Below are 25,969 nucleotides of genomic sequence, written 5' to 3' on the forward strand. Positions count from 1 at the left end.
TGAAGTTAGTCAAAATATATGAATAACATATGCATAATTTACTTCGACTTTACACAATGGACGATTTGGATTGACATTCGCTTTTTATACTGGGGTTGTGTTTATGGGAGGTGAGCCGTCTGCTCAAGCTGCAGCATATTCGTAAACAATTCGACGAAAAGGTAGTTTTGGAAAACATCAGTCTCGAGATCGGCACGGGCGAAATTGTATCGCTCCTCGGTCCGAGCGGAAGCGGGAAGACGACCCTTCTCGGCATTATTCTCGGGTTAACCGATATGGATCAAGGCAAGATCCTGTTTAATGGTAACGACATCAGCCGGGTGCCTATGAACAAGCGCGGTTTCAATATCGTGTTTCAGGATTATGCCCTGTTCCCGAATTTGAACGCTTACGACAATATCGTATACGGGCTTCGCAACAAGAAGGGCATCAGCAAGGAGGAGGTTCGGGAAACGATCGATTTTCTGGAGCTCGGGCCACATCTGAAAAAAAGAATCAGCGAGCTGTCCGGGGGCCAGAAGCAGCGGGTGGCCTTGGCCCGAACGCTGGTCACCAAGCCGAAAATCCTGCTGCTGGACGAGCCGCTCAGCGCCCTCGACGGGGTGATCAAGGAATCGATCAAGCAGCGGATTCAATCGATCGCGCGGGAATTCAAGCTTACGACGATCATTGTGACCCACGATCCGGAAGAGGCACTGACCTTGTCGGACAAAATTCTGATCATCAACCAGGGCCAAATCGCCCAATACGGCACGCCGCAGGACATCATCCAGCAGCCGGCGGATGCTTTCGTGGAACAGTTTATCATCCGGCAGCTGCAGATCAAACGGCAGAACATTTACCAGCTTTTTGGTGCAGCCCATGCATAAAGTCAAGCCCGAAATGCGGGTGATCTTCATCCTGATCGTGCTGCTGTTCGCCGTGTTTCTGTTCATCCCGCTGGTGGTGCTGCTCATTCGCTCTTTGAAAAATGACCAGGGCTTTACGCTTGCAAACTATATCGATGTGTGGAGCAACCGGGACCTGACCCGTTCCATTCTGAACAGCGTCAAAATATCGGCGCTGACCGCACTCATTACGACGGTGCTTGGCTTTATTCTCGCTTATGGTATTCACTGTACCAATGTGTACCGCCCCATCAAGGGCGCAGTAAGGATTTTGGTCGCGCTCCCGATGCTCCTGCCCACGATTACCTACGGATTCGCTATCATGTACTCCTTCGGCAACCAGGGATTAATCACGCGGATCACGGGACGGAACTGGTTTGAGATTTACGGATTCAACGGACTGCTGCTCGGATATGTCATTTACACGCTGCCGTCGGCCTTTCTGCTGATCCACAATGCGTTCCGCTACATGGACCGGAAGTTCATCATCGTCTCCAGGTTGATGGGGGACGGCACGCTGCGCAGCTTCAAAAATACGGTACTGCGGCCGCTGGCGGGAGCGCTGGGCGGCGCGTTGATCCTGTCTTTTATCCTGAGTTTTACCGATTTCGGGATTCCGGCGTCGGTCGGCGGCACCTACGAGGTTGTAGCAGGACAGCTGTACCAGGTCATGCTCGGCTCCATCCCGGATTTTAACCAGGGGGCGGTCGTTGCGATCGTCATGCTGATCCCGGCGGTGTTCGGCATCTGGCTGCTGCAGGCGCTGGAGAAGCTCAACTTCCACGTCGATAAAATGGCCGATACGCCGCTGCCCAAGCACCGCATACGGGATACGAGTTTCGGGATCCTCTCCCTGATGGTCGTGCTCGGCATGCTCTCTATCTTTGCGGTTATGTTTATCGCACCGTGGATGAACGGATATCCGTACGATCTCACGTTTACCTTCAAGCATGTGGCGAGTGTGCTGGAATCCGGAGATCTCACAGGGGTGTACAAGCATTCGCTGTGGGTCGCGCTGCTGACGTCCGTCTTCGGTACCCTGGCTGCTTATGCCGCTGCACTGCTCAATGTGCGCACGAACCTGCGGTGGCGGGGAGTCACGGATACCATCTCGATGATCACCAACACGGTGCCGGGCATGGTGTTGGGGATTGCGTACCTGCTGTTTCTGAACGGGAGCAGTCTGAAGGGGACGTTTACGATTCTGGTGCTCTGCAACATCGTCCATCTGTTCACGACGCCATACCTGATGGCTAAAAACGCCCTTTCCCGGATGAATCCATCCTGGGAAACGACCGGGGAACTGCTTGGAGACAGCTGGCTGCGGACCGTCCGGCGGGTCGTGCTGCCGAATTCGGCCGCCACGGTGGTCGAAATGTTCGGATACTTCTTCGTCAACGCGATGGTGACGATCAGCGGTATCATCTTTCTTGTATCGGCGCAGACGTCGGTGGTGGCAAGCAAAATCAAAGAACTGCAGCATTTCGCCAAGTTTAATGAAATTTTCGTGCTGTCCATGCTGATCTTCGCAACCAACCTGATAATCAAGGTGCTGTGCGAAGTACTGCAGAGAAGGAGGGCGGTGCAGCGGTGAGCCCGGGGGTTGCCTACCACCGTAATGAAACGACTTGAAATGTTTTCATCACATTTTCTCAAACACCAAGCCCAGCGGAGGGGCCGAAGTCGGTTTGGAGAAGCGCAGCGATCAGAAAACCGATTCGGACCCGGAGCGGCCCCAGAAGGCACGCAAGCAGCAAGCCAGCATTACCATCATTTTATTTGAAACGAGGAATTTACCCATGTCCAAGTCCAAAACGTTCAAAGGCCTTCTGCTCACCCTGCTCGCCATCAGCCTCGTATTCGCTCTAGTCGGATGCAGCAGCAGTAAAGCGGAGGAATCCAAGAAGGTCGTCATCTACACCAACGGCGATGAAGAAGCGGTGGCCGCCATGGAGTCTGCGCTGAAAAATGCCGGCTACGACGGCAAATATGTGCTGCAGTCACTTGGTACTTCCGAGCTCGGCGGAAAGCTGATGGCGGAGGGAAGCGATATCGAGGCCGATCTCATCACGATGAGCTCGTATTTTATCGACAGCTCGCAGAGCAAGTACCACATGTACAAGGACCTGTCTTTTACCACGAACGCCATGGATTCCTACCCTTCCTACTATACGCCGATTCTGGCCAATACCGGATCGATCTTCGTGAATACCGAGGTGCTGAAGCAAAAAGGATTGGCGAAGCCGGCATCGATCAAGGATTTGACGAAGCCGGAATATAAAGGCCTGGTATCGATTCCGAACATTATGGACTCCTCCACCGGCTGGCTGCTCGTGCAGGCTGTCATCACGCAGTATGGAGAAGAGGAAGGCAAGGAGGTGCTGCACGATCTGATCGCGAACGTCGGCCCGCATCTGGAGAGCTCGGGCTCCGGCCCGATCAAGAAGGTCGAAGCCGGCGAAGTTGCCGCAGGCTTCGGACTGCGCCACCAGGCGGTCAAAGCCAAGGCTTCGGGCGCGCCAATCGATTATGTCGACCCGTCGGAAGGCAACTTCTCGCTGACCGAGTCGATCGCGGTCGTCGATAAGAAGAATGCTACAACCGACCTCGCCATGAAAATGGCCGAGACGATCATTAAGGATGCGCGCAAGGGCCTGATCACGAACTATCCGGTCGCCCTCTACCAAGGTGAGACGGTGGAAGACATCAACAAGCCGGCCAAATCGATGAAGTTCGCCAAACCGCTGACGGTGGAGCTCCTTGAGGAGCACCAGAAGTTTTTTAACGATGCCAAATAACAAGTGGCGACGACCCAAAAATGAACCCAATACACCGCAGGGAGTGACTTACCCATGAACCAATACAAGCTGTTAACCCCGGGACCGCTGACCACGACCCGTACGGTGAAAGAAGAAATGCTCCTGGACCGCTGCACCTGGGACGATGACTATAAATCGATCACGCAGCGGATCCGGTCCCAATTGCTCGGCATCGCCGGCGCCGATCCTGCGGAATACACCGCCGTGCTGATGCAGGGCAGCGGCACGTTTGCGGTTGAATCGGTCATGACCTCGGCCATTTCCGACCAGGACAAGGTGCTGATCATCACGAACGGCGCCTACGGCGAGCGGATCGTCCAGATGGCGCGGTATATCGGCTTGAACTATGCGGAATATCGCATCGATTATGACCAGCATCCCGACGAAATGGAGCTTCGTGACTTGCTTGAAGCCGATCCTTCCATTACCCATATCGCGATGGTTCACTGCGAGACGACGACGGGCATATTGAATCCGCTCGAAACGGTGGCTGCGTTGTCCCAAGCGTACGGCAAAACACTGATCATCGACGCCATGAGCAGCTTCGGCGGCATTCCGATCGATGTGACCGGTCTCGGAATCGATTATTTGATCAGCAGCGCCAATAAATGCATTCAAGGCGTACCCGGCTTCGGTTTTGTCATTGCCATGCTGGAGAAGCTAAAGGAGCGCCAGGGCACGGCGCGCAGCCTGTCGCTGGATCTCTACGACCAATGGAAGGGCATGGACAAGGACGGCAAATGGCGGTTTACCTCGCCTACCCATGTCGTGGCAGCCTTTGCCAAGGCGCTCGACGAGCTGGCGGAGGAGGGTGGCGTAACGGCCCGGTTTGAACGCTACCGCCGGAACAACCGGCTGCTTCGCGACCGGCTGGCCGGCATCGGGCTGTACGCCTATATCGAGGAAGCGAAGCAGTCGCCGATCATTACGACGTTTTTGTTCCCTGAGGGGCAGCATTTCAGCTTTGCCGACTTTTACGCCTATGTGAAAGAAAGGGGCTTCGTCATCTACCCCGGCAAGCTGACGGACGTCGATACGTTCCGCATTGGCAACATCGGGGAGATCTATGAGGAGGACATCGAGCAGTTGTGCGGTATAATCGAGGAATATATGGGAGGAATGAAGCGATGAACCGGATCGAGGGCGTGATTTTGGATTGGGCCGGAACGGCCGTGGACTTCGGCTGCTTTGCGCCGGTGAACGTCTTTGTCGATATTTTCAGCCAAGCCGGCATTGAGGTTACAATGGAGGAAGCCAGAGCACCGATGGGCATGCTCAAAATCGACCACATCCGCGCCATGCTGGCTATGCCGAGGATTTCTGCTCTCTGGAAGGACAAGTACGGACGGGATTTCAGCGAAGAGGACGTGCACCGGCTGTACGCCGCGTTTGAGCCTGCGCTGATGGCCTCCCTGTCCGAATATACGGATCCGATCCCCGGCGTCATTGAGGCGGTGGATGCACTGCGGGCAGACGGACTGAAGATCGGCTCCACTACAGGGTATACGCGTTCCATGATGGACGTCGTCACTCAGGGCGCACGGGAAAAAGGGTACTTTCCCGACCATCTCGTCACCCCGGACGAAACGGGATCTTACGGCAGACCGTATCCGTACATGATTTTCCGCAACATGGAGCATCTGAAGCTGTCCGCATCCTGGAAGGTGGTCAAGGCCGGCGATACGGCCTCCGATATCCAGGAAGGCGTACAGGCCGGCGTATGGTCGGTCGGCGTCGTCATCGGCAGCTCGGAGATGGGCTTAAGCCAGGAGGAATACGACCGTTTGTCCGCGAACGAGCGGGCCGAGGCGATCAAGCGCACGAGACGGGCGTTCCTGGCGAACGGAGCCGATTTTACGATCGATACGCTGGCCGAGCTGCCTGCCCTCATCGGAACGATCAACCAGATGCTGGCCAAGGGCGAACGCCCGGGCCAAGCACGGCGGCTGCAGACCGCAGAGCTTTAATAGCATATAGTTCAGCTGTCATCCAACCGCGCTTCGGCGCGGTTTTTTTGTATTGTCTTCTTTAATTCAGGCAACTCTAAAGTTGCTTATCATTGACATGCAACCACAGGGTTGCTTATAATAGGTTTATGAATTGGGACAAAGACGCTATATTCAAAGCTCTTGGCGACTCGACTCGGCGGCTTATGTTAGACGAGCTGTCCGAGCGCAACGAGCTGACGTTGTATGAACTTACCGCACGTCTCATTATGAAGCATGAGCTCTCCATTTCACGGCAGGCGATTGCCAAACATCTGGCTGCATTGGAAGAGGCAGGGCTTGTCAAGACAGAAAAAAAGGGAAAATATCGAGTCATTATATTCAACAACGAGCCGCTTAAAAATTTGCTTGAAGGATGGGTAGAGTAATTTAATGGCGCCGGATTGTGACGAGAGCACCAGCACCACTAATTTCAAAGGAGGCAAAAAAGGATGAAAATCGTTGTGACCAGCATATTTGTATCAGACCAAGACCGGGCACTGAAGTTTTATTCGGAAAAGCTCGGGTTTATCAAAAAGGAGGACGTTCCCGCCGGTGAATACAGGTGGATCACGGTTGTTTCACCTGAAGAGCAGAACGGTACCGAGCTCTTACTCGAACCGAATGACCATCCTGCCGCCAAAGAGTACCAATCGAAGATATTTGCTGATGGCATCCCGGCAACGATGTTTGGCGTGGAGGATATTCATACAGAGTATAAGCGGCTATTGGAAAACGGCGTGAGGTTTACGATGGAGCCGACAACAATGGGCGATCTTACGATAGCCGTCTTCGACGATACATGCGGCAACCTTATTCAGATTGTGCAGAAGTAACTTCATGGCCGGTTCTGTAGGCTTAACTTTGATGCTAACCCTGTCCTTTTGTAAGGATGGGGTTATTTTATTATTACAGGTTTTATATTCTAGTGTTCGGCTGAAGAAGCCCCTGCAATAATGTACTATCCGGCTGCCGGCCCCGCACCCTATAATGCTAAAAAACGACGGTGTGAGGAGTATCGAACATGAACATTGCTTCTTTTCTGCTGTACTGTGTCATTGTTACCTTTACGCCGGGGCCATCGAATATCGTCATTTTGGCGGCGGTCCGGCAGGAGGGCTTCAGACAGGCGGCCAAATATATTGCCGGGGCTTCTATCGCTTACTCTTTGCTGGTGGCTGCTTCGGTCGTGGTGAACCGGGAGCTGGTTACGGGGATGCCCGTCGTTCTTACGGTTCTAAGGATCGCGGGCAGCCTGTTCATTCTGTACCTGGCTTACCAGATTTACCGCATGGACGTGTCCAAGGCGGCGGCCAAGCAGACGACGTCCTTTATGTCGGGTTTTTGGATGCAGTTTTTGAATCCGAAAGTGGTGCTGTTCACCATTACCGTCATTCCCATTTACGTCATGCCCTATTATTCTTCAGGTTGGGTCTTGGCCCTGTTTGTGGGATTGGTCTCGCTGATCGGCGTTGCCGCCTATTTTTCCTGGGGACTGTTCGGCACGCTGCTCAAGGGCATTCTGCAAAAATACCAAAAAATCTCGAATATCGTTTTCGCCCTGCTTCTGGTATACTCGGCCGTAATGGTATCCGGGATCACAGACATCGCGAGGGGGTGAGTGAAGGATGGAACGATTCGAGTATAAGCAGGCGGCGGGCATTACCGCGCTGTCGGCGAGCATTGCCGATTTTACGTACAAAAAGCACTGCCACGAGGAGTACGCGCTCGGCGTCACCCTCCGCGGCGTTCAGCAGTACGACCTGGAAGGGAGCCTACAGTCCTCCCACCGCAGCGGCGTGATGCTGTTTCATCCCGAGCAGACGCATGACGGCTGGTCGCAGGAACGCTCCGGCATCGATTATGTCATGCTCTACATTCACCCGGATCAATTCCTGGAGGCTTTGGGGAAAAAGGAAGTGCTCCGCTTCTCCGACCCCATCGTGTACGACGCGGGGCTGCGGCGCAGCATTCTCGATCTGTCCACTGCCATTGCCGGCGGCCAATCCGAGGATGTATGCAGCGAGCTGCTGTTTCGGGTTGCGGGCCACTTTTCGCAGGACATTTTGCGGCCGATGGACATCAAGGCCCCGTCGTTCACCCGCAAAGCCAAAGAACGGATTCATGAGAACCTGGAGCATGTGCTTCGCCTGGACGAAATCAGCGGGGAGTTTGGGATGTCCAAATATCAGTTCATCCGGGCATTCAAAGCCAATACCGGGCTCTCCCCCTACCAGTACTTCCTGAACTGCCGCTTGGAGCGGGCCCGGCGGCTGATTGAAAAGCACCGGGACATTTACCTGGCGGTGAGCAGCTGCGGTTTTGTGGATCTGGCCCATTTGAACCGCCATTACAAGCATGTGTACGGCACGACGGCATTCGAATACTTGTCTTACTTGGAGGGGAAGATCTGACCTTGTTTGGTTCATTCTAATAAGTTCGTTATACGGCATGTCATCCGAAAGGATGGCATGCTTTTTTGCGTTTTGCGTTAGAGACATCGGACTGACTCCCGGATGGTGGTCCTGTCCGACAGGGGGGTTCTTTCGTCATTTCCCCATGGATCTTCGGATTGAACGGCTGCTCATGTGAGCGACGTTTTAAAAGAGAATGTATCGGGAACAATGGATGTCATGAAATGCTCATGATTATAGTATAGGGCACTAGGGTATATTAAAAGAGGGCAGTCATTCTGAAGACGAAGAGGAGTGCTGACATGATGAAAAAACAATGGCTTATGCTCATCGCCGGAGCCATGCTGGTGCTGGGAGGGTGCCAAAATAATGACTCCGCGTCGGAGCCGGCATCCGTGACCCCGTCGCAGCACGAGCAGGCAGCGGATGATTCGGACATGAATATGGACCAGATGGACGAGATGCATCATTCCGGTTCCGGGGAAGTTCCCGCAGGGCTGAAAGAAGCGGCGAATCCGGCTTTCAAGGTGGGAAGCCAGGCGATCATCGAGGCCGGCCACATGAAAGGGATGAAGGGCGCCAAGGCTACCATTGTCGGTGCCTATGACACGACGGCCTATGCCGTCTCCTACACGCCGACGACCGGGGGTCCCAAGGTGACGAACCACAAGTGGGTAATCCACGAGGAGATCGAGAACGCCGGGGCAGAGCCGTTCAAGCCGGGGGACGAGGTCGTTCTGGAGGCGGACCATATGCCGGGAATGAAGGGCGCCAAGGCAACGATCGATTCCGCCGAGAAAACGACGGTGTATATGGTGGACTATGAGCCAACGACGGGCGGCGATCCGGTCAAAAACCATATGTGGGTTACGGGAAGCGAGCTGTCGGCTGCCAAATAACCGTCCCGAATACCCCTAAACCATCCAGGGCCACGATCAAGTGGCCCTTTATTATTTTCCAGGCCGATGCTCGTAGAAGAATTTCTATTACTGGATTCATCGCCCCCCTCGCAATATTGGATAAGCATCGAAAATAAAAAAGCACCCTCTAAGGGTGCTCACGCAAATTTGGATCGGATCCCAATCCCTACTTTCCGGAAAGGCTAATGAGTTACTCTCCGGAATATAGGCCGATACGGTTCCCGAGGGTCGACAGCCTCTTCGGCTTTTGGTCCAGCTCACCGGCCAAGACGGTCAGTGCTTCTTTGAGCTGCTGCTCGTTCCAATACACGTAAGGGCTTTTCCATTGGCCCTCGACGGTCTGCATCTGGATTTGGTCCGGTTTCATTTTTTTGTAATTGAGGAGCCAACGTTCCATGTTCTTGGCGGGAATATCCGTCTGGACCTGTTCCCCGATAATGTCCAGCACCTGCCCCCATTGGCTGATGCCTTTAAATGAAGTGAGCTTGTCTAGAACCTGGTTCAACACCTGCTGCTGACGCCGGTTCCGGTCGAAATCCGAAGACGGCGACGAACCATCGTTGGACTTCCGGTAACGGACGAAGTCGAGCGCCTGTTTGCCGTCCAGATGCTGCATACCCTTGCGCAGATTGATATCCGTGCCATCGGCCGTATCTTTGTAGCGCATGTCCATGTCGACGTCAACATCGACGCCGCCGACGGCATCGATGATCTGCCGGAATCCTTCAAAGTTGATCATAACCATATAATCAACCGGAATGTGGAACAAGTCGCCAAAGAACTCCTTCGTGTCGGCCATGGCCGCCTTTTTGTCCTTGATATAGTAATGGGCGTAATAGTAGTTGGCTTTGTGCGTCCCCAGCTGGGATTGGCTGACTTTTAAATCCCGGGGGATGGATATTAAGCTTGCCGATTTCTTTTCAGGATTCAGCGCCCCCAAAATCATCACATCGGTATTGATCGTTCCCCCGCTGCCTTCGCGGTTGTCGATTCCGGCGAGCAGAAAAGTCATCGGCTTCATGTCGGACTCGGTTACGCTTTCAACCGGCGGCTCGCTAACGGTCTCCCCCTGTTCCTGCTGCTGGGACTGGGGTGCGTAATATTCGGCGGCAGCCGATATTTTATGTAAGGTTGATATCGCTTTATGATGCAAAAATCCAAGGAATCCGCCTACTCCGATCAGTACGAGCGCGATTACGGCCGTGATGCTGAGCATCCACTTGCGGAGCCGGCTCATTTTCTTCTTTTTTTTGGAACGTGGTTGCATAACATCCTCCAATCCTGTTCTATATAGAATGAACTAAAGAAATGAATGTTCTAGGCTTCTATTAGGCCGTTATAACCGAAAGTTCAATGCAAAACTTTAATTCATTCTATCTATCAAAAAAAAGCACTATACATATGTATACTATAATTATTACAAGCGAGCAACTTTACATAGGTTTCATTATACAATGTACAAAATCTAGCGTTGAATACAGCCGGCAATGGACCTTCAACGGAAAGATGATTCGTTCTCTTGACAATCGGCATATTCTGGAATAAGATGATTCCATAAATGACAGTAAGTACTGACAGACATGATTAGCTTGGCATTGTTTAAAACAAAGGAGGGAAGGAAATGGGAGATGATAAAATGGGCGGAAAACCGGTCGTGTGGGTCAATGCCTTTCAAGTGAAGCCGGGCAAGCTGGACGAATTTATGCGGATTCAGTCTGAGGAGCTGCGTTCTTTTGCAGAACAGGACACCGTAAACGGAGCGCTTGGGAGCCGACTTCTGCGCGCATCCCATCGGGACCGGGCCATAGCCATTGCACTGTTTGAGAGTGTAGAGGCCCACCAATCCTGGCTTAAACAGGCGGATTTCTCAGCGCATTACGACAAGATCAAGGATCTGATCGAAGGGGCGGAAGGCGATTATTATACGGTTGAGGCCGCCTACGGGGCAACCATTGAATAAACAAAGGCGGCGAGGGTGACGGGATGGCTGTGAGTGAGTACTTGTGAATGAAGTATACCATGAATGACAGTAAGTACTTACTGTAATCTAATTATGAACTATTAATTTATTTATGAGCTACTAATCTATTTTGAATAATGGAAGGGGTTATTAAGTCATGATGAATATTGGAATTATTATTGGGAGTACCAGACCGGGACGCAACGGGGAGGCGATCGGCCGCTGGGTGCATGACATCGCAAGCAGTCGGAGCGACGCCAAATTTGAGCTGGTCGATATTGCGGATTACCGGCTGCCGCTGTTTGATGAGCCGATGTCCCCGATTATGGGGCAGTACTCCAAGGAACATACGGTGGCATGGTCGAAGAAAATCGCCGAGTTTGACGGCTTCGTATTCGTGACTCCCGAATACAACAAATCCATACCCGGAGCACTGAAGAACGCCATCGATTTCCTGTACCATGAATGGAACAACAAGGCGGCAGGCATTGTGGCTTATGGCGGCGGCGGAGGCTCGCGTGCAGCGGAGGCGCTTCGATTGATCCTTGGCGAGCTGATGGTAGCTGATGTTCGCGCACAGGTGGGGCTGTCCCTGCATACCGATTTTGAAAATTACACGGTTCTGAAGCCGGGCGCCCATCAGGAAGCGGCGGTTCACGCCATGCTGGATCAGCTTGTGTCCTGGAGCGAGGCGCTGCACACCGTTCGGCAGAAGGAGAAAGCCCACGCCTAAAGGGCTCTCCATGTTATGCTCTTTAAAGCCAATCCGGAGGATGAAGCCGGGTTGGCTTTTTTTCTACTATATAATAATGGGGTTTAGAGCAGGGCGTCTATCCTCCGACCGAGTGTCCCTTGACAAGACGACCAGGGATCGTTAAGATTAGAATGAACGTTCTATCGTGATTCGAATTTCGAAAGCAGGCTGGAGGCTAAACCGATCATGTTTGAGAAATATAACAAAGTTCAACAGGCAGTGCTGGAAACGACGCTGCGCATTATTATCGAAAAAGAGCTGCAGGCGACGTCGATGGCGCTGATCGCCAAGGAATCGGGCGTGTCTACCGGAAGTATTTATCATTATTTTTCAAGTAAGGAAGAAATTATAAACGAACTGTATCGAGCGATCGTTCTATACAACGGAGAGTATGTAACACGGGGGATGGACGCCAAGGAACCGATCCGGACCCGTTTTAACCGCGCTTGGGAGAAGGTGTTCCAAGTCAGCCTTACACATCCGGAAGGTTTTCAGTTTATCGAACAGTATTCGTTCTCCCCGTATATTAACGATGCCGTTAAGCGGGAATCGTATGATGGCGGCTGGTGTAAGCCGATGGCGGCTTTGTACGCCAAAGCGATCGATTACCAGCTGTTCATTGAGCAGGAGCCGGCCATGATGGTGCAGATGCATTACGGCACGATGGCTTACCTGGTCAAAGGTCATTTACAGAAGCATTTTACGCTGACGGATGAAGTGATTCAGACGGTCATTAACTCCTGTTGGAAGTCGGTTGCCAAATAACGCCGCACCATAGGTGTGGTTTTTTCAGCCTGCTAGAATGAACGTTCGATATAGAGGAGAAAAGGAGTTTATACAATGAGCAAAACGATATTAATTACCGGAACCAGCTCGGGTCTGGGTAAATTAACGGCCATCCATTTTGCAAAAATGGGCTGGAATGTAGCGGCGACGATGCGCACGCCGGAAAAAGAAACGGAACTGACGGCATACAGCAACATTCAACTGTTCAAAATGGATGTGACGGATGTAGACCAGGTTCAAACCGCCGCGAAGCAGGCAATCGAGGCTTTCGGCACCATCGACGTCGTCGTTAACAACGCCGGGATGGGCACTTACGGGGCGCTTGAGCTGGCGGAAGAAGAGGCGATTGACTGGCAGTTTGCGGTAAACACACGGGGACCGATCAATGTGATCCGGGCGTTGCTGCCGCATTTTCGGGCGAACGGGGGAGGGATGTTCATCAATATCAGCTCCTTCATGGGCGTAACGAGCGCGGTTCCGCTGGGCTCCTTGTACAACATGTCCAAGTTTGCCCTTGAGGGACTGACGGAGGGCCTTTATTACGAACTGAAACCGCTGAATATCGAACTGAGGCTTGTGGAGCAGGGAGGATCATCGGGGAACAACTTTATGAACAATATGGTCTGGAGCACGAATCCCGACATTCACGACTACGATGAGCTCACGGCCCAGCTGAAGAAGCGGTTTGAGCAGCCGGAGGGGGCCGACGCGGATGATCCTCAAACGATCGTGGATGTCATTTCGGATCTGGCCACCGGCAAGAACAAGCAGTTCCGTACGCTCGTGGGGAATGCGGCCCATGAATTGATGCGGCTCAGACAGTCCGTGCCGATTGAGGAATACTTGGAGACGATGCGAAAGACATTTTTGTGAAAATCGATCTCCTTGTTCAACGCATGCGGCATGTCATGTATAAATAAATCTGTACGGCTTTGTTCCAACCAGATTAGAATGAACATTCTATCGGTAACAGCGGCTATTTCATATCTAAAAAAAGATCAACTCCGGTGGGGTTGATCTTTTTCCTTTTCGCAAATGATAAGACATGGTGATACTGGCTCGGTTAGAACCATTTCTCGGCCCATTCTTCCACGGCTTGAAGCGCTCTGCCGAGTTCGGTTCCCTTGCGTGTCAGAGAATACTCCGTACGGATCGGCCGCTCGGTAATGACATTGCGGATAATGATCCCGTTATCCTCCAGCTCTTTAATGCGTTCGTTGAGCATGCGTTTGCTGAGATCAGGGATGTATGCATGAATTTCGCTAAAACGCTTTGGTTCCTCCATTAGGGTATGAACAATCAGGCTGACCCACTTCTTTCCCGTAATCTGGTGTGCGAGCTCGACCTTTTCGCATAAAAGCCTGGCGCGTTTCTCATCCATAGTGCTGACCCCCCTGTGTGCACTGGTTACTTAATATTAACAAGTTATGATCTCTGTAAGGATTCCAAAAGATTCCCAAATCCAGCCGTCAATGGTCATACATTGCCATTATAATATCATAGAAAGCGCTGTCATCAAAGGGATTTTATTTCCGTTCATAATTTGGACAAGAATCTGTTGACTAATCGCTTAAATGGGTTTATGATTGCCAATGTGAATTCAACAGGTTATTAAAAGTAACCTTGTTGCAACGGATTTATCTGCCAGCATGCGCATGGTTTTTGGTGGGAATGGAATGGAGGAGTCATACGTGGACAACATGACATTTGTCTTGTTTGGAGGAACAGGGGACCTGGCAAAGAGAAAAATATACCCTGCACTCTACAATCTGTTTATAGATAAAAAGATGCCTGAAGCGTTCTCGATTATCGCCTTGGGCCGCAGAGAACAATCTAGTGCAGATTTTCAGCAAAACGTAGCGAAATCGCTGCAAACTTTTTCAAGAAGAACCGTAAACGACCCGGCCGTTTTGGAAGCTTTTCTCCAAACGATCCGGTATACCGTCCTTGATGCCAATCAAGTGGAGGATTACCATAAGCTGCGGAGCCTAGTAGAGTCGCGTGAACAGGAATTGAACATTCCTCAGAATCGCATGTTTTATCTCTCGGTGGCGCCGGAGTTTTTTGACGTGATCGCCTTAAATATTAAAGACAGCGGACTTGGTTCGACAAGCGGATGGAAACGTCTGATTATCGAAAAGCCTTTCGGACACGACCTGCAGTCTGCGCGCCATCTGAACGAGCAGCTAAGCAAAGCGTTTGATGAAAGCGAAGTGTACCGCATCGACCACTACCTCGGTAAGCCGATGGTGCAAAACCTGGAAATCCTCGAGTCTTCCAACCCGATTCTCAAAGCGCTGTGGTCCAACCATCACATTGCCAACGTCCAAATTACGGCAAGTGAGACCGTCGGCGTGGAAGAGAGAGCCGGATACTACGACAACTCGGGCGCAATCCGCGATATGGTGCAGAACCATTTGCTGCAAGTGCTGATGATGGTTAGTATGCGTCTTCCCGGCAGAGGCGATGCGAACGAAGTCCGCATGAAGAAGAAGAACGTCATGCAGTCCCTTCGTCCGCTGCAGAAGGAAGATATCGCGAAGAACGTGATTCGCGGCCAATATGCCGCCGGTCAAATGCAAGGGAAGCCGGTTCCCGGTTATCTGGATGAGCCTGGCGTCCCTGCGGGCTCGAAGAACGATACGTTTATCGCTACGCGCCTCTGGATCGATAACTACTTCTGGAGCGACGTTCCGTTCTACATTCGCACAGGCAAGAGAATGAAGGAAAAATCTACGCGGATCGTCATTGAATTTAAGGAGCCGTTGAAGGGACAAAATACCACCAACGATCCGAATCTTCTCGTGATTGAAATCAATCCGAACGAAGGCATCTTTATGCAATTGAACAAAAAGAATCCGCGGAACGATTCCAAGCTGGAGCCGATGCGCATTCACTTCCATGAAAATGGAAAGGACGTACCGGAAGCTTACGAAAACCTGATTTTCGATGCGGTTCGCGGGGATTCCACGTTCTTTGCCCATTGGGATGAAGTCGAATTGTCCTGGCAGTACGTGCAGCCGATTCTGGATGCTTTCGAGGAGGACAGCGTTCCGCTTCATCAGTATCCTGCAGGTTCGAACGGACCTGAAGCGTCTGACCAGCTGCTGGCCGAGGACGGCTTCAAATGGTGGCTGGATACAGAGCCTGAAGTTGTGAAAGAAGAAGAAAAGGTACTTGTGGGTCAATCTTGATCCAGGTTGTAAACCATACTGGTAAAGGTTTCAATAAACAAAAATAGAGAAAATGCATGGTGTGGAGGGAATTATAATGAAAGTCGGATTGATTGGATTAGGCAAAATGGGTTTGAATTTGGGACAAAATTTGATGGATCATAACCACAGCGTCGTTGCATTCGATTTGAACACAGCCGCTGTTGAAGACATGAAGAGCAAAGGCGCCGAAGGCGCTGCAAGCATCAAAGAGCTTGTGTCCAAGCTGGAAACGCCAAGAATCGTGTGGATCATGGTGCCTCACTCCGTTGTAGACTCGGTTCTTGACGAGCTGAAACCACTGCTGTCCAAAGGCGACATCGTGATCGAAGCCGGCAACTCGCACTACAAAGAGTCGATTGCAAGATACAATCAAATGAAGGAATTCGGCGTAAGCTACCTCGACGTAGGTACTTCCGGCGGTATGGAAGGCGCTCGTAATGGAGCTTGCTACATGGTTGGCGGAGATCAGGAAGCATGGGACATCGTTGAACCGATCTTCAAGGACACCGCTGTAGAGAACGGCTATCTGTATGCTGGCAAATCCGGCAGCGGCCACTTCCTGAAAATGGTGCATAACGGCGTCGAATACGGCTTTATGGCTGCTATCGGCGAAGGCTTTGAGGTATTGGAGAAGAGCGATTTCGATTTTGACTACGAAAAAGTGGCCCGCGTATGGAACAACGGCTCCGTTATCCGTTCGTGGCTGATGGAATTGACGGAAAAAGCCTTTGCCAAAGACGCGAACTTGGACGAAATTAAAGGAATTATGCAATCTTCCGGCGAAGGTAAATGGACTGTGGAGACAGCTCTTGACCTGCAGACCGCTACTCCGGTTATCGCTCTGTCCCTGCTGATGCGTTACCGTTCCCTGGAGAACGATACGTTTACAGGTAAAGTAGTTGCCGCGCTGCGTAACGAATTTGGCGGCCATGCTGTAGTCAAGAACTAATCCTAATAAATAAGTTGAACTAATGAATAAGATGCAGGCAAGGGAGTAAAAGGATTCCGAAGAAGCGAAGCGGTCGTAAAAGCTTTCCAAAGGAAAGCTAACATCGAAAGCATATGCTTTGGCTTTCGGATTTCTACCTTAAGCGGGCTCTGTACTATCAAGAAATCCGAAAACAAGAGCGATCGTAGGAACATTTTACGTTCTTGTCCCATTATCCATTTTAATGGTTCAACTTATATAAAAGAAAAAAATAATTGGAGGTAGTGAAATCATGAAATTTTTCATCGACACTGCAAACCTGGACGACATTAAAAAAGCATATAAAATCGGCGTTCTTTCCGGCGTAACGACAAACCCTTCTCTGGTTGCCAAAGAAGGCGTGAAGTTCGAAGACCGCATCGAAGAAATTTTGAAGGCTGTTCCTGAAGTGGAATCCGTATCGGCAGAAGTTACTCCGGATGCGGAAACTGCGGAAGATATGATCGCACAAGCCGATGAACTGATCAAAATCAACGGCGGAGACAAAAACATCACGATCAAGCTGCCAATGACACTGGCTGGTCTTGAAGCTTGCCGCTACCTGACGAAAAAAGGCGTAAAAACGAACGTAACCCTGATCTTCACCGTGAACCAGGCTCTGTTGGCTGCACGCGCAGGCGCAACGTACGTATCCCCATTCCTGGGCCGCCTGGACGATATCTCGGAAGACGGCGTGCTGCTCGTGGCCAAAATCGCTGAGCTGTTCCGCGTTCATAACCTGGACACTCAAATCATCGCTGCTTCGGTTCGCCATCCAGACCACGTAACCCGCGTAGCGATGGCCGGTGCGCATATTGCTACCGTTCCATTCAGCGTCATCGCTCAACTGGTAAAACACCCGCTGACGGATCAAGGCATCGAGAAATTTGCTGCCGACTGGAAAAACGCAACGAAGTAATATTCAGCAGAGCAGCTGAATAAGTATATATTAGGATAAAAAGGCTTCCTTCCTGCCGGGCCGCGGCGGAGGGGGGCCTTTTTAGCTTATAGAAATGGATGTGCTCAAGAGGCTTACGCTAAAGGATCTGAAACAAAACCGGTGCAAACTCCCGCTAGTATGGGGAATTTAGCAATCTTGTAAACTGAAGGAGCTGGTGTTGCCCAAAGTTTAGTGTGTAAAATTTTTGTATTAAGTAAATTTTCCCTTTCTTGGGAGAGGCAAAGGGTGTATGATATTTCGTACCTAATAAGACGACTGAAAAGACAACAGAATTTGGAGGACTCATGGATACACTTCCAAAGGCAATCATGAACGCACTGGCGCAGCACGGCGTGGCAAGTGAAAGCGTGCTCTGCTGGCTGCTGTGCGACCGGGCCCTGGAGAACGGGTTCAGGGATACGTATGTACTTTTGACCCGTGAGGAGCTCTTGATCTTGTCCCATGACCAGGCGCCAGCGCGGGAGAAGACATACAGCGGGTATGCGGCAAACACCCCGTTGAAAGGGCTTTCCCCGGAAAAAGAGGCCCACTGGGAGCTGGAAACGCTGAAGATTCGGGACATCGAATCGCTGAGTATCGTCAATCTGGTAGCCTCCGGCATGGTCGTCATCAAGGCACCCGAGGAGAGGGCCGTTGCCGCGTTCACGAACGGCGGCATGCGGAGCGCAGCCAGGCTGGCCCAAATATTCGAGAAGCTGAAGAAAAGCGAAGAGCTCGGTCCGGAAGAGCTGCGGGACGACCAGGAGCGGGCCACATGCCCGAAATGCGGTATGATCTACCCCGAAGAGGGGCGCCAAGTTTGCCCCAAATGCATGAAGAAGCACGCCGTCTTCGGCAGGCTGCTGTCCTTTGCGGGCAAGTATAAAGTTTCGATGTTCTGGATCGTGCTGTTTATGCTGCTGAACTCGGCGGCGGGATTGGTCATTCCTTATTTTCAAGGTACGCTGCTGTTCGACCAGGCATTGGGCGGCAAAGGCACGTTCGCAGGTCAAATCGGGCTGGTCATCGCGCTTATTATCGTTTTCCGGACGCTCTCATTGCTGTTTGGGGTCATTTTCGGCGTCATCAACGCCAAGATGGCGGCGAATATTGCCTTTGACCTGAAATCGAGCGTGTTCCATGCCATGCAGCGGCTTTCCTTAAGCTTCTTTGAGAAGAAGCAGACGGGGCAGCTGATGACCCGCATCAACAATGATGCGACCGAACTGCAGTATTTTTTCGTCGACGGCATTTCGTATTTCGTGGTCAACGCCATGAATATCATCGGAATCGTCACCGTTCTGCTGATCATGGATTGGAAGCTGACCCTGCTGTGCCTGCTTCCTCTCCCCTTCGTGTTCCTGCTCGTCCGCAAAGTATTCCCCAAACTGTGGAGGCTGTCCATCCGCCGGCATAAGCGGGTCAGCGCGATGAATGCCATCATCAGCGACACGATCCGCGGCACGCGGGTGGTGAAGGCGTTCGGGAAGGAGCAGATGGAGAATACCCGTTTCCAGCGGGCCAGCGGGGCTTTTTCCGATGCGGAGCAGTCTTTTAACAAAATGGGCGTAACCTTGTTTCCCGTATTGAACATTCTGACGCAAATTGGCGGCATTCTCATTTGGGCCTTCGGCGGCTGGAAGGTCATGCAGGGGGATTTTACGTTCGGTAAAGTCATGACCTTCATGAACTACATGCTCCTGCTGTACGGTCCGATCCAGTTTATGAACAATATTATGAACTGGTGGTCCTACTGTATGTCCGCGGCGCAGCGGATTTTTGAAATCCATGATGCGGTGCCCGACGTGGTGGAAAAGCCGAACGCGATGCAGCTTACAGAAATGCAGGGCGAAATCCGCATATCGAACGTCACCTTCGGTTACGAGCCGAACAAGGCGATCCTGAAAGGGGTGTCGCTGCATGCAAGGCCCGGTCAAATGATCGGCGTCGTCGGGCACTCGGGGGCCGGGAAATCGACGCTGGTCAACCTGATTCCGAGGCTGTATGACGTCAATGAAGGAGAGATCCGGATCGACGGCATCCCGATCAAGGATGTGTCCATGGCGTCCCTCCGGACGCATATCGGCATCGTATCCCAGGACGTCTATGTCATGTCCGGAAGCATCGCGGAAAATATCGCCTATGCCGATCCGGACTGCACCTTGGCCGACCTGATTCACGCTGCCAAAGTGGCCGGCGCACACGACTTCATCGAGAAGCTGCCGGACGGCTACGATACCATTGTCGGTACCGGGGGGCATAATCTGTCCGGGGGCGAGAAGCAGCGGCTCAGCATTGCCCGGGCCATTTTGCACAATCCGAAAATACTGATTCTGGATGAAGCCACCGCCTCGCTCGATACGAAGACCGAGCTGCAAATCCAGGAGGCGCTCGATACGCTGATCAAGGGAAGAACGACGATTGCGATTGCGCACCGCTTGTCCACGCTAAGAAACGCCGACTATCTGGTCGTGCTGGAGCAAGGCAAGATCGTGGAGGAAGGGACGCATGAACAGCTGCTGGTGAAGGAAGGGGCTTATTACGACCTGGTCAAAAAGCATGACGAGGCGCTGAAGATGAATGAGGTGATTACGGCATGACGCTTAAGGATGTGAGTGTTAGCGAGATTCTAAGGCCTGAGGACGGCGGGAGCAGCCCCGGCCTCGCGGAGGCGGCGCAAATCCGTTATTTGTCCCCGGACGATACGGTGTTTACCCTGACGGAAGGCCATATGCTGAACGTGAAGGCGGGGGGCAAGGAACACTCCGGAGTGTACGTGCACTGCTCTTTTCCGCATACGAATAAGCGGATTTACCTATCGATTCGAACCGTCGAGAATGAGGAGATCGGGATGATCCGCTCCCTGGACGAGTTCCCGGAGAAAACGCAGCGGATGCTGGAGGAGCAGGTGGAGCTGCGGTATTTTGCCCCTGAAATCTCGAAGGTTCTCTCCGTCAAAGAGGAGTTCGGATATTCGTATTGGGATGCGGAAACCACCTCGGGGCGCTGCCGCTTTACGGTTCGCGGCGGCGGCGGGAGCGTCAAGCTGATGACCGCAAACCGGCTGCTGATCGTGGATGTGGACGGCAACCGGTTTATCATCCCGCATCTGGACCGACTGAGCGACAAGGAATACAAGATGGTTGAGGTATGCATGTAGGTTGAACTTCGACGCCTGTCGATACAAGGACGGAGGTATTCATGAACCTTAATTTTACACTGCCGGAGCGCGAGCTGGAGGCCGCCTCGCAGGCTGTGGGGGAGCATATCCGCTACTGCGTGCCTGTCGATTTGACGCTGGGCGGGCAGCGGACGGAAGGTTATTTCGTAATTGGAGAGCAGAAATGGGCCCTGCTTCTGGAGGGCCGTGTGGTCGACAGCCGTCTGATTACCGACGCGAAGGAATACAAGGTGGTGCCGCTGATCGGTAGCGCCGTGCTGGAAGGGGACGAGGCCGGCACCAAATTTATTCTTACGAGGCTGTCCATGAAGCACGCAGCGAGGTACGGTTATATCGCCCAGATTCTGAACGATCTGTCCAGGCAGCGGACAATCCGCATATACAACGATGAAGAGGAGCCGGTCTGCGCCAGCTGCGGCGGTTCGCTCATTCCGGGAACGAGAGTGTGCCCGAAGTGCATGAACAAGGCAGCTGCATTCAAGCGGCTGGTCTCGGTGGCGATGAATCACAAAAAAACGTTCGCGATCGGGCTTGCAGTGACATTGGCGGCTTCCGCCATATCGATGGCCGGCCCTTACTTTCAAAAGCTGCTGGTGAATTCCTCGCTGCAGCCGCCTCCCGGCCAATCACCGAGCGTTCCCGTGTTCATCTGGGCCATTCTCGGCCTGCTCTTCGTCCTCGTCGGCGGAGAGGGGCTCGGCATCATCAAAGGGCGGATCATGGCGGGGGTCAGCTCGCAAATCGCGGCCGACCTGCGCAAGCTGGTCTATGAGCGGATTCAGAGCTTGTCTCTCGGATTTCTGACGACGCAGCGGGCCGGGGACATCATGAACCGGGTCACCTCGGATACGGACCGGATCCGCAATCTGGTTCAGGAGCTGTTTACGACGGCCGTCTTTCAGCTCATTATTCTCGTGTCCGCGAGCGTGCTGCTCTTCTCAGCCGATTGGCGCCTGGCTTGCGTCGTGCTGCTGCCTGCGCCCCTCGTTGCGTACATCCAGCGGTATATTTGGAAAGGCGTGCTGTGGAAGCTGTTCCGCAAGCAGTGGAGGGTGTACGACAAGGCGAACTCCTTCCTGCATGACGTGTTAAGCGGGATCCGTGTCGTCAAGGCGTTCGGCAAGGAGGAGCGCGAGGTGAAGCGGTTCAAACAGTACAATGCCGAGTTTGCTGCGGCGACTATCCAGACCGAGAAAGTATTCAGTATCCTGTCGCCGATCTCGAACTATCTGATCCAAATGGGGCAGTATCTCGTGCTCCTCATCGGATGCAATATGATTCTCGGCAAGCAGATGTCCCTCGGGGAGCTGGTGCAGTTCAGCGGCTACGCCGGGATGATATACGGGCCGATCGCGTGGCTGATGTTTATGCCGCGATGGCTGTCCAATGCCATTATTTCGGTGGACCGCATCTTCTCGGTGATCGATGAGCAGCCGGAGGTAATGGACTCCGAGGCGTCCGTCAAGCATTCGATTCAGGGAACGATTACGTTCCGGAATGTGATCTTCGGCTACAAATCGTATGAGCCGGTGCTGAAAGAAATTAATGTGGAGATCAAGCCGGGGGAAATGATCGGTCTGGTTGGACATTCCGGGTCAGGGAAGTCGACGCTGATCAACCTCGTCTCCCGGTTCTATGACGTAAATGAAGGCGAGATCCTCATCGACGGAGTGGACATCCGCCGGATCGAGCAGGCGCATCTGCGCTCGCAGATCGGCGTCGTGCTGCAGGAGACATTTCTGTTCAGCGGCACGATTCTGGATAATATCCGGTACTCGAAGCCGGAAGCGACGTACGAGGAAGTGCTTGAGGCGGCCAAGATCGCCAATGCGCATGATTTTATCCTGCGCCTGCCGGACGGCTATGATACACGCCTGGAGGAGAACGGCGGCAACCTGTCCGGCGGAGAGCGGCAGCGGCTGGCGATTGCCCGGGCGGTGCTGAACGACCCGCGTATCCTGATTCTCGACGAGGCGACGGCCTCGCTCGATATCGATACGGAGAGCGCCATCCAGGAGGCGCTGCAGCGGGTCACGCGCAACCGGACGACGCTGGCGATCGCGCATCGCCTGTCTACGCTGCGGCATGCCGACCGGCTGATCGTCCTCGACAAGGGCGAGATCGCCGAAATCGGCACGCACGCCGAGCTTGTGGCCAAAAGAGGGATCTACTACAACCTCATCACCGCGCAGCGCAACATGTCCAAGAAGGCCGAGGCGGTGGGGTAGACCGGCGGGGGATGGCTGCGCCGGGTGGCCGAGATTGATGTTGTGGAAAATGTATAGTTGTTCATCGCACTCCGGCTCTACCACGTAGAGCCGGAGTATTTTTGTTTTAGTACGGGACGTCTTGGCAATTGTACTTATTGCGAATGTATCCGAATGAGGAAGGATAACAGCTTGTTATCTAGCTTTGCTTCTCCTTCGTAAAGAGACCGACCAGCAAAAGAACCACCCCGGTCAAAAAGAACAGCGGAATCAGGAGCATCATGAGGCCGATGGCGGCGAACCCGTCATGGGCGATCCAGTCCCCGTATATTAACGCAACGAGCCACGAAAATACAAATGCGATTGGCAGCATCGTCGTGATTCCCCACACCATGTATTTTCTTTTCGCCGATTTCCCCCTGCTGAGCTCAAAGGCTAAGCTTAACGCAGCGAGTACGATGATCGCTCCGACGACCAATGCCATTGGTATCCCTCCTGGTAGTTAATTGTCTTATTTTTTTGCTTGTCATTGGTGAACTGCATAGGACAAAGCTTAGGATCTGCTGATCAAATGATAGCTTATGATATAGAACGCTTTAACATCCAGAGGGTTGGTTAAAAAATGGTTTTTCGCTGCTTCGCAAAGGTAAAATCATCCATTTGTTGAATAGTATTTCAGTAAGGCCTTAGGCCAAGAAGCCTATTCTCGTAGGGGAGGAATACACATGGCGCGCCGATGGGTAAATTCGCCGTACGCCTTTGCGCTGGGGATGTTTGCGATGATGGTTCCGAGTCAGGCATTCAGTTCGTTTTACAGCTATTTTTACGTGGAAAAGCTGGGACTCGGCGTCGGGCTCGCCACGCTCGCCAGAACCATTTTCCTGATCTGGGATGCGGTGAACAATCCGCTGTTCGGCTATTGGTCGGACCGGACCGAGACGCGCTACGGTCGGCGCAGGCCTTGGGTGTTTGCCTCCATTCCGCTGTTTATGCTTACCTTCGTGTTGGTCTTCTCCCCGCCGGGAGGATTATCGCAAAACGGGCTGTTCACCTGGTTTCTGGTGACGCTGGTGCTGTATGAGGCGGTGGCGACCGTTCTGTGGGTCAACTACGGGGCGCTGTTTCCCGAGCTGTTCCGCGGCGACCGGATCCGGGCCAAAGCCTCCGCTATCCAGCAGGGCTATCAGGTGCTGGCTCTTCTCATCGCCACTGCCCTGACGCCTATCATTTACGCGGCGATCAACTTCTCCAATATGGCGATCGTGTATGCTTTCGTGTTCGGCATCTGCATGCTCATCTGCATGCTTAGCGTGCGGGAGCAGCGGGACCCTGGCAGGCCGGAGCCGATGAAGCTGGGCGCCGCCTTTAAGGAAACGCTCAGCAACAAGAAGTTTTGGGTCTTCAACGTATCGAACTCGTTCGCCCAAACCGTAAACGGGCTGGTCAGCTCCATGATCCCGTTCTACGCCAAATACGTGCTGCGGATTTCGGAGGGCCAGGTGTCGATTCTGCTGGCGGCCGTGTTTGTATCGGTCATTCCGCTCGTAGGCGTTTGGTACTGGATCGTCCGCCGGATGGACGGCGTGAAAGCCTGGCGGCTGTCGCTCATCCTGTACGGTCTGTCGGTCATTCCGCTCTGGTTCGGTTATAACCTGGTGAGCGGCGTGGCGGCCGGCATTGCGGTCGGTTTTGGTTTGGCCGGTTTCCTCGTCACGCCGGCGATGGTCAGCGGACGTATTATCGACGAGGATGCGGAGCGGACCGGACGGCGGCGCGAGGGCATTTATACGGCAGTCAGCGGGTTCATTACCCGGTCAAGCGGGCTGATTTCGGCGCTGGCTTTTTACGTGGTCGGCCTGATCTTTGGTTATGAAAGCGGTGACAATCCGGGATCGAATCCGGAAGCGACGTTTCGTTACCTGATCAGTGTCGTGCCGTTATGCTTATTGGTCATATCGGTTGTGATATCTTTTATGGCCCGGTTTGAATTTCATATGACGGGGAAAGGAGAGGTGAAGCATGGCCAAGAGGCTCATCATCAACTGTGACGATTTCGGGCAGAGCCCGGCGATGAACCGGGCCATCATGCATCTGCTCGAGGAGGGCAAGGTCTCCTCGGCGACGATCATGGCAGTGGCGCCCGGTTTTGAAGAGGCGGCCGACTGGGCCGCGCGCCGGCAGCAGCCTAATGTGGGGCTGCACCTGACCCTGACGAGCGAGTTCGACGCCCTGCGCTGGAGCAGTCTGACCGGGCACCCGTCGCTGCATGACGCCGAAGGCAAGCAGTACCGGACGGTCAGGGAATTTGAGCTGGGCGCAGAGACGGGCGCCGTCGTGAAGGAGATCGACGCCCAGTACGAACGGGTCAAGCTTGCCGGCATTCGAATCAGCCATGTCGACAACCACATGGGCAGCCTGTACGGTATGGAGACGGGGCGCAGCCTGCTGCCCCAGACCTTTTGGAAAATTTCACGCTGGGGCCTGCCTTCCCGCTTTTTCCGCTACATCCACCCCGATGACCCGCTCCTTCGTTCGCTGAGCGGCATTGAACGCCCAGTAGCCAAAGCGGCGGCGTTGGCGGATACCTTCGGGGTGCCAATCCCCGATTATCTCCTGTCCCATCCCTTCGGATTGGTGGAAGGGGAGACATATGACAGCTTCAAACGGTCGATCATCGCCAAGCTGTACGCCCTGCCGGAAGGGGTATCAGAGACCTACATTCATCCCGGAGCGGAGGATGCGTGGATGCTGGCCAACATTCCGCAGTGGGAGAAGCGGGTATGGGAGTTCCGGCTGCCCTTTGATGACGATTTTGCGTACGGCTTGAAGGACGCCGGCGTGGAGCTGACCCATTACGGCTATGTCCATGAGCATCTGAGACGGCCGCGCTTCAGGTCGGCTTTCCGGCTGATCCGGGAGTTGACCCGGAAATAG

The 25,969-nt window shown here is 53.1% G+C and carries 25 protein-coding genes; 22 read left to right on the forward strand and 3 right to left on the reverse strand.

The genetic code is table 11. The features are described 5' to 3' along the window. Nucleotides 1-119 precede the first annotated feature (119 nt). The 10 genes from ABID47_RS18535 to ABID47_RS18580 all read left to right on the forward strand — a co-directional run bounded on the left by ABID47_RS18535 (nucleotide 120) and on the right by ABID47_RS18580 (nucleotide 9,004). Complete coding sequence (locus tag ABID47_RS18535; protein ID WP_354499690.1) at nucleotides 120-869, forward strand: ABC transporter ATP-binding protein; 750 nt, start codon at nucleotides 120-122, stop codon at nucleotides 867-869. Then, complete coding sequence (locus tag ABID47_RS18540) at nucleotides 862-2,481, forward strand: ABC transporter permease (RefSeq protein WP_354498962.1); 1,620 nt, start codon at nucleotides 862-864, stop codon at nucleotides 2,479-2,481. The genes ABID47_RS18535 and ABID47_RS18540 overlap by 8 nt, the downstream gene beginning before the upstream one ends. A gap of 205 nt (nucleotides 2,482-2,686) precedes the next feature. Continuing rightward, entirely contained in the window at nucleotides 2,687-3,685 is a 999-nt protein-coding gene (locus tag ABID47_RS18545; RefSeq protein WP_354499692.1) for an extracellular solute-binding protein, read from the forward strand. Nucleotides 3,686-3,739: 54 nt separating this feature from the next. Beyond that, on the forward strand, nucleotides 3,740-4,837 hold the full coding sequence (phnW, locus tag ABID47_RS18550; RefSeq protein WP_354498964.1) for a 2-aminoethylphosphonate--pyruvate transaminase: 1,098 nt from the start codon (nucleotides 3,740-3,742) through the stop codon (nucleotides 4,835-4,837). Then, entirely contained in the window at nucleotides 4,834-5,673 is an 840-nt protein-coding gene (gene phnX / locus ABID47_RS18555) for a phosphonoacetaldehyde hydrolase (protein ID WP_354498966.1), read from the forward strand. The genes phnW and phnX overlap by 4 nt, the downstream gene beginning before the upstream one ends. Nucleotides 5,674-5,801: 128 nt before the next feature. Continuing rightward, nucleotides 5,802-6,080: an ArsR/SmtB family transcription factor gene (locus ABID47_RS18560; RefSeq protein ID WP_116233037.1), complete on the forward strand. Its 279-nt coding sequence runs from the start codon at nucleotides 5,802-5,804 to the stop codon at nucleotides 6,078-6,080. Nucleotides 6,081-6,143: 63 nt separating this feature from the next. After that, nucleotides 6,144-6,527, forward strand: a complete 384-nt coding sequence (locus ABID47_RS18565) for a VOC family protein (RefSeq protein WP_251677838.1) — start codon at nucleotides 6,144-6,146, stop codon at nucleotides 6,525-6,527. A 188-nt stretch (nucleotides 6,528-6,715) separates the two neighbouring features. After that, complete coding sequence (locus ABID47_RS18570) at nucleotides 6,716-7,312, forward strand: LysE family translocator (protein WP_354498968.1); 597 nt, start codon at nucleotides 6,716-6,718, stop codon at nucleotides 7,310-7,312. Nucleotides 7,313-7,319: 7 nt separating this feature from the next. Beyond that, on the forward strand, nucleotides 7,320-8,105 hold the full coding sequence (locus ABID47_RS18575; RefSeq protein WP_251677839.1) for an AraC family transcriptional regulator: 786 nt from the start codon (nucleotides 7,320-7,322) through the stop codon (nucleotides 8,103-8,105). Between the two features lie 305 nt (nucleotides 8,106-8,410). Then, nucleotides 8,411-9,004: a YdhK family protein gene (locus ABID47_RS18580; protein WP_354499694.1), complete on the forward strand. Its 594-nt coding sequence runs from the start codon at nucleotides 8,411-8,413 to the stop codon at nucleotides 9,002-9,004. Between the two features lie 211 nt (nucleotides 9,005-9,215). Here the strand turns inward: ABID47_RS18580 and ABID47_RS18585 are convergent, their stop codons facing one another. Then, complete coding sequence (locus tag ABID47_RS18585; RefSeq protein ID WP_354498970.1) at nucleotides 9,216-10,292, reverse strand: LCP family protein; 1,077 nt, start codon at nucleotides 10,290-10,292, stop codon at nucleotides 9,216-9,218. Between the two features lie 354 nt (nucleotides 10,293-10,646). On the opposite strand from ABID47_RS18585, the gene ABID47_RS18590 reads away from it, so the two are divergent. The 4 genes from ABID47_RS18590 to ABID47_RS18605 all read left to right on the forward strand — a co-directional run bounded on the left by ABID47_RS18590 (nucleotide 10,647) and on the right by ABID47_RS18605 (nucleotide 13,398). Then, nucleotides 10,647-10,985, forward strand: a complete 339-nt coding sequence (locus ABID47_RS18590) for an antibiotic biosynthesis monooxygenase family protein (protein WP_181153080.1) — start codon at nucleotides 10,647-10,649, stop codon at nucleotides 10,983-10,985. A 157-nt stretch (nucleotides 10,986-11,142) separates the two neighbouring features. Further along, nucleotides 11,143-11,718: an NADPH-dependent FMN reductase gene (locus ABID47_RS18595; RefSeq protein ID WP_354498972.1), complete on the forward strand. Its 576-nt coding sequence runs from the start codon at nucleotides 11,143-11,145 to the stop codon at nucleotides 11,716-11,718. Nucleotides 11,719-11,925: 207 nt separating this feature from the next. Then, nucleotides 11,926-12,504 carry a TetR/AcrR family transcriptional regulator gene (locus tag ABID47_RS18600; RefSeq protein ID WP_116233032.1) on the forward strand — a complete coding sequence of 193 codons (579 nt, stop codon included), beginning with the start codon at nucleotides 11,926-11,928 and terminating at the stop codon, nucleotides 12,502-12,504. A 75-nt stretch (nucleotides 12,505-12,579) separates the two neighbouring features. Then, the gene (locus tag ABID47_RS18605; RefSeq protein WP_354498974.1) at nucleotides 12,580-13,398 is read left to right on the forward strand and encodes an SDR family oxidoreductase; all 819 of its coding nucleotides are present in this window, start codon (nucleotides 12,580-12,582) and stop codon (nucleotides 13,396-13,398) included. A gap of 190 nt (nucleotides 13,399-13,588) precedes the next feature. Here ABID47_RS18605 and ABID47_RS18610 read toward each other — a convergent pair whose 3' ends face one another. Next, complete coding sequence (locus ABID47_RS18610; protein WP_076173085.1) at nucleotides 13,589-13,906, reverse strand: winged helix-turn-helix transcriptional regulator; 318 nt, start codon at nucleotides 13,904-13,906, stop codon at nucleotides 13,589-13,591. Nucleotides 13,907-14,216: 310 nt separating this feature from the next. Between ABID47_RS18610 and zwf the strand changes: the two genes are divergently transcribed. The 6 genes from zwf to ABID47_RS18640 all read left to right on the forward strand — a co-directional run bounded on the left by zwf (nucleotide 14,217) and on the right by ABID47_RS18640 (nucleotide 23,056). Then, nucleotides 14,217-15,719, forward strand: a complete 1,503-nt coding sequence (gene zwf, locus ABID47_RS18615) for a glucose-6-phosphate dehydrogenase (RefSeq protein ID WP_354498977.1) — start codon at nucleotides 14,217-14,219, stop codon at nucleotides 15,717-15,719. A gap of 76 nt (nucleotides 15,720-15,795) precedes the next feature. Continuing rightward, entirely contained in the window at nucleotides 15,796-16,689 is an 894-nt protein-coding gene (gnd, locus tag ABID47_RS18620) for a phosphogluconate dehydrogenase (NAD(+)-dependent, decarboxylating) (protein WP_116233030.1), read from the forward strand. A gap of 271 nt (nucleotides 16,690-16,960) precedes the next feature. Then, the gene (fsa, locus tag ABID47_RS18625) at nucleotides 16,961-17,626 is read left to right on the forward strand and encodes a fructose-6-phosphate aldolase (protein ID WP_076173083.1); all 666 of its coding nucleotides are present in this window, start codon (nucleotides 16,961-16,963) and stop codon (nucleotides 17,624-17,626) included. Between the two features lie 326 nt (nucleotides 17,627-17,952). After that, nucleotides 17,953-20,247, forward strand: a complete 2,295-nt coding sequence (locus ABID47_RS18630; RefSeq protein WP_354498979.1) for an ABC transporter ATP-binding protein — start codon at nucleotides 17,953-17,955, stop codon at nucleotides 20,245-20,247. Beyond that, nucleotides 20,244-20,807 (forward strand): DUF1854 domain-containing protein, encoded by a 564-nt coding sequence (locus ABID47_RS18635; protein ID WP_354498981.1) that lies wholly within the window; start codon nucleotides 20,244-20,246, stop codon nucleotides 20,805-20,807. The genes ABID47_RS18630 and ABID47_RS18635 overlap by 4 nt, the downstream gene beginning before the upstream one ends. 41 nt (nucleotides 20,808-20,848) lie before the next feature. Beyond that, the gene (locus ABID47_RS18640; protein WP_145161855.1) at nucleotides 20,849-23,056 is read left to right on the forward strand and encodes an ABC transporter ATP-binding protein; all 2,208 of its coding nucleotides are present in this window, start codon (nucleotides 20,849-20,851) and stop codon (nucleotides 23,054-23,056) included. A 178-nt stretch (nucleotides 23,057-23,234) separates the two neighbouring features. Here ABID47_RS18640 and ABID47_RS18645 read toward each other — a convergent pair whose 3' ends face one another. Continuing rightward, complete coding sequence (locus tag ABID47_RS18645) at nucleotides 23,235-23,519, reverse strand: hypothetical protein (RefSeq protein WP_354498984.1); 285 nt, start codon at nucleotides 23,517-23,519, stop codon at nucleotides 23,235-23,237. Between the two features lie 241 nt (nucleotides 23,520-23,760). On the opposite strand from ABID47_RS18645, the gene ABID47_RS18650 reads away from it, so the two are divergent. After that, nucleotides 23,761-25,083, forward strand: a complete 1,323-nt coding sequence (locus ABID47_RS18650) for an MFS transporter (protein ID WP_354498986.1) — start codon at nucleotides 23,761-23,763, stop codon at nucleotides 25,081-25,083. Beyond that, nucleotides 25,055-25,969 (forward strand): polysaccharide deacetylase family protein, encoded by a 915-nt coding sequence (locus ABID47_RS18655; RefSeq protein WP_354498988.1) that lies wholly within the window; start codon nucleotides 25,055-25,057, stop codon nucleotides 25,967-25,969. The genes ABID47_RS18650 and ABID47_RS18655 overlap by 29 nt, the downstream gene beginning before the upstream one ends.

The organism is Paenibacillus favisporus, from assembly GCF_040545415.1.
GTDB lineage: Bacteria > Bacillota > Bacilli > Paenibacillales > Paenibacillaceae > Paenibacillus_AQ > Paenibacillus_AQ favisporus.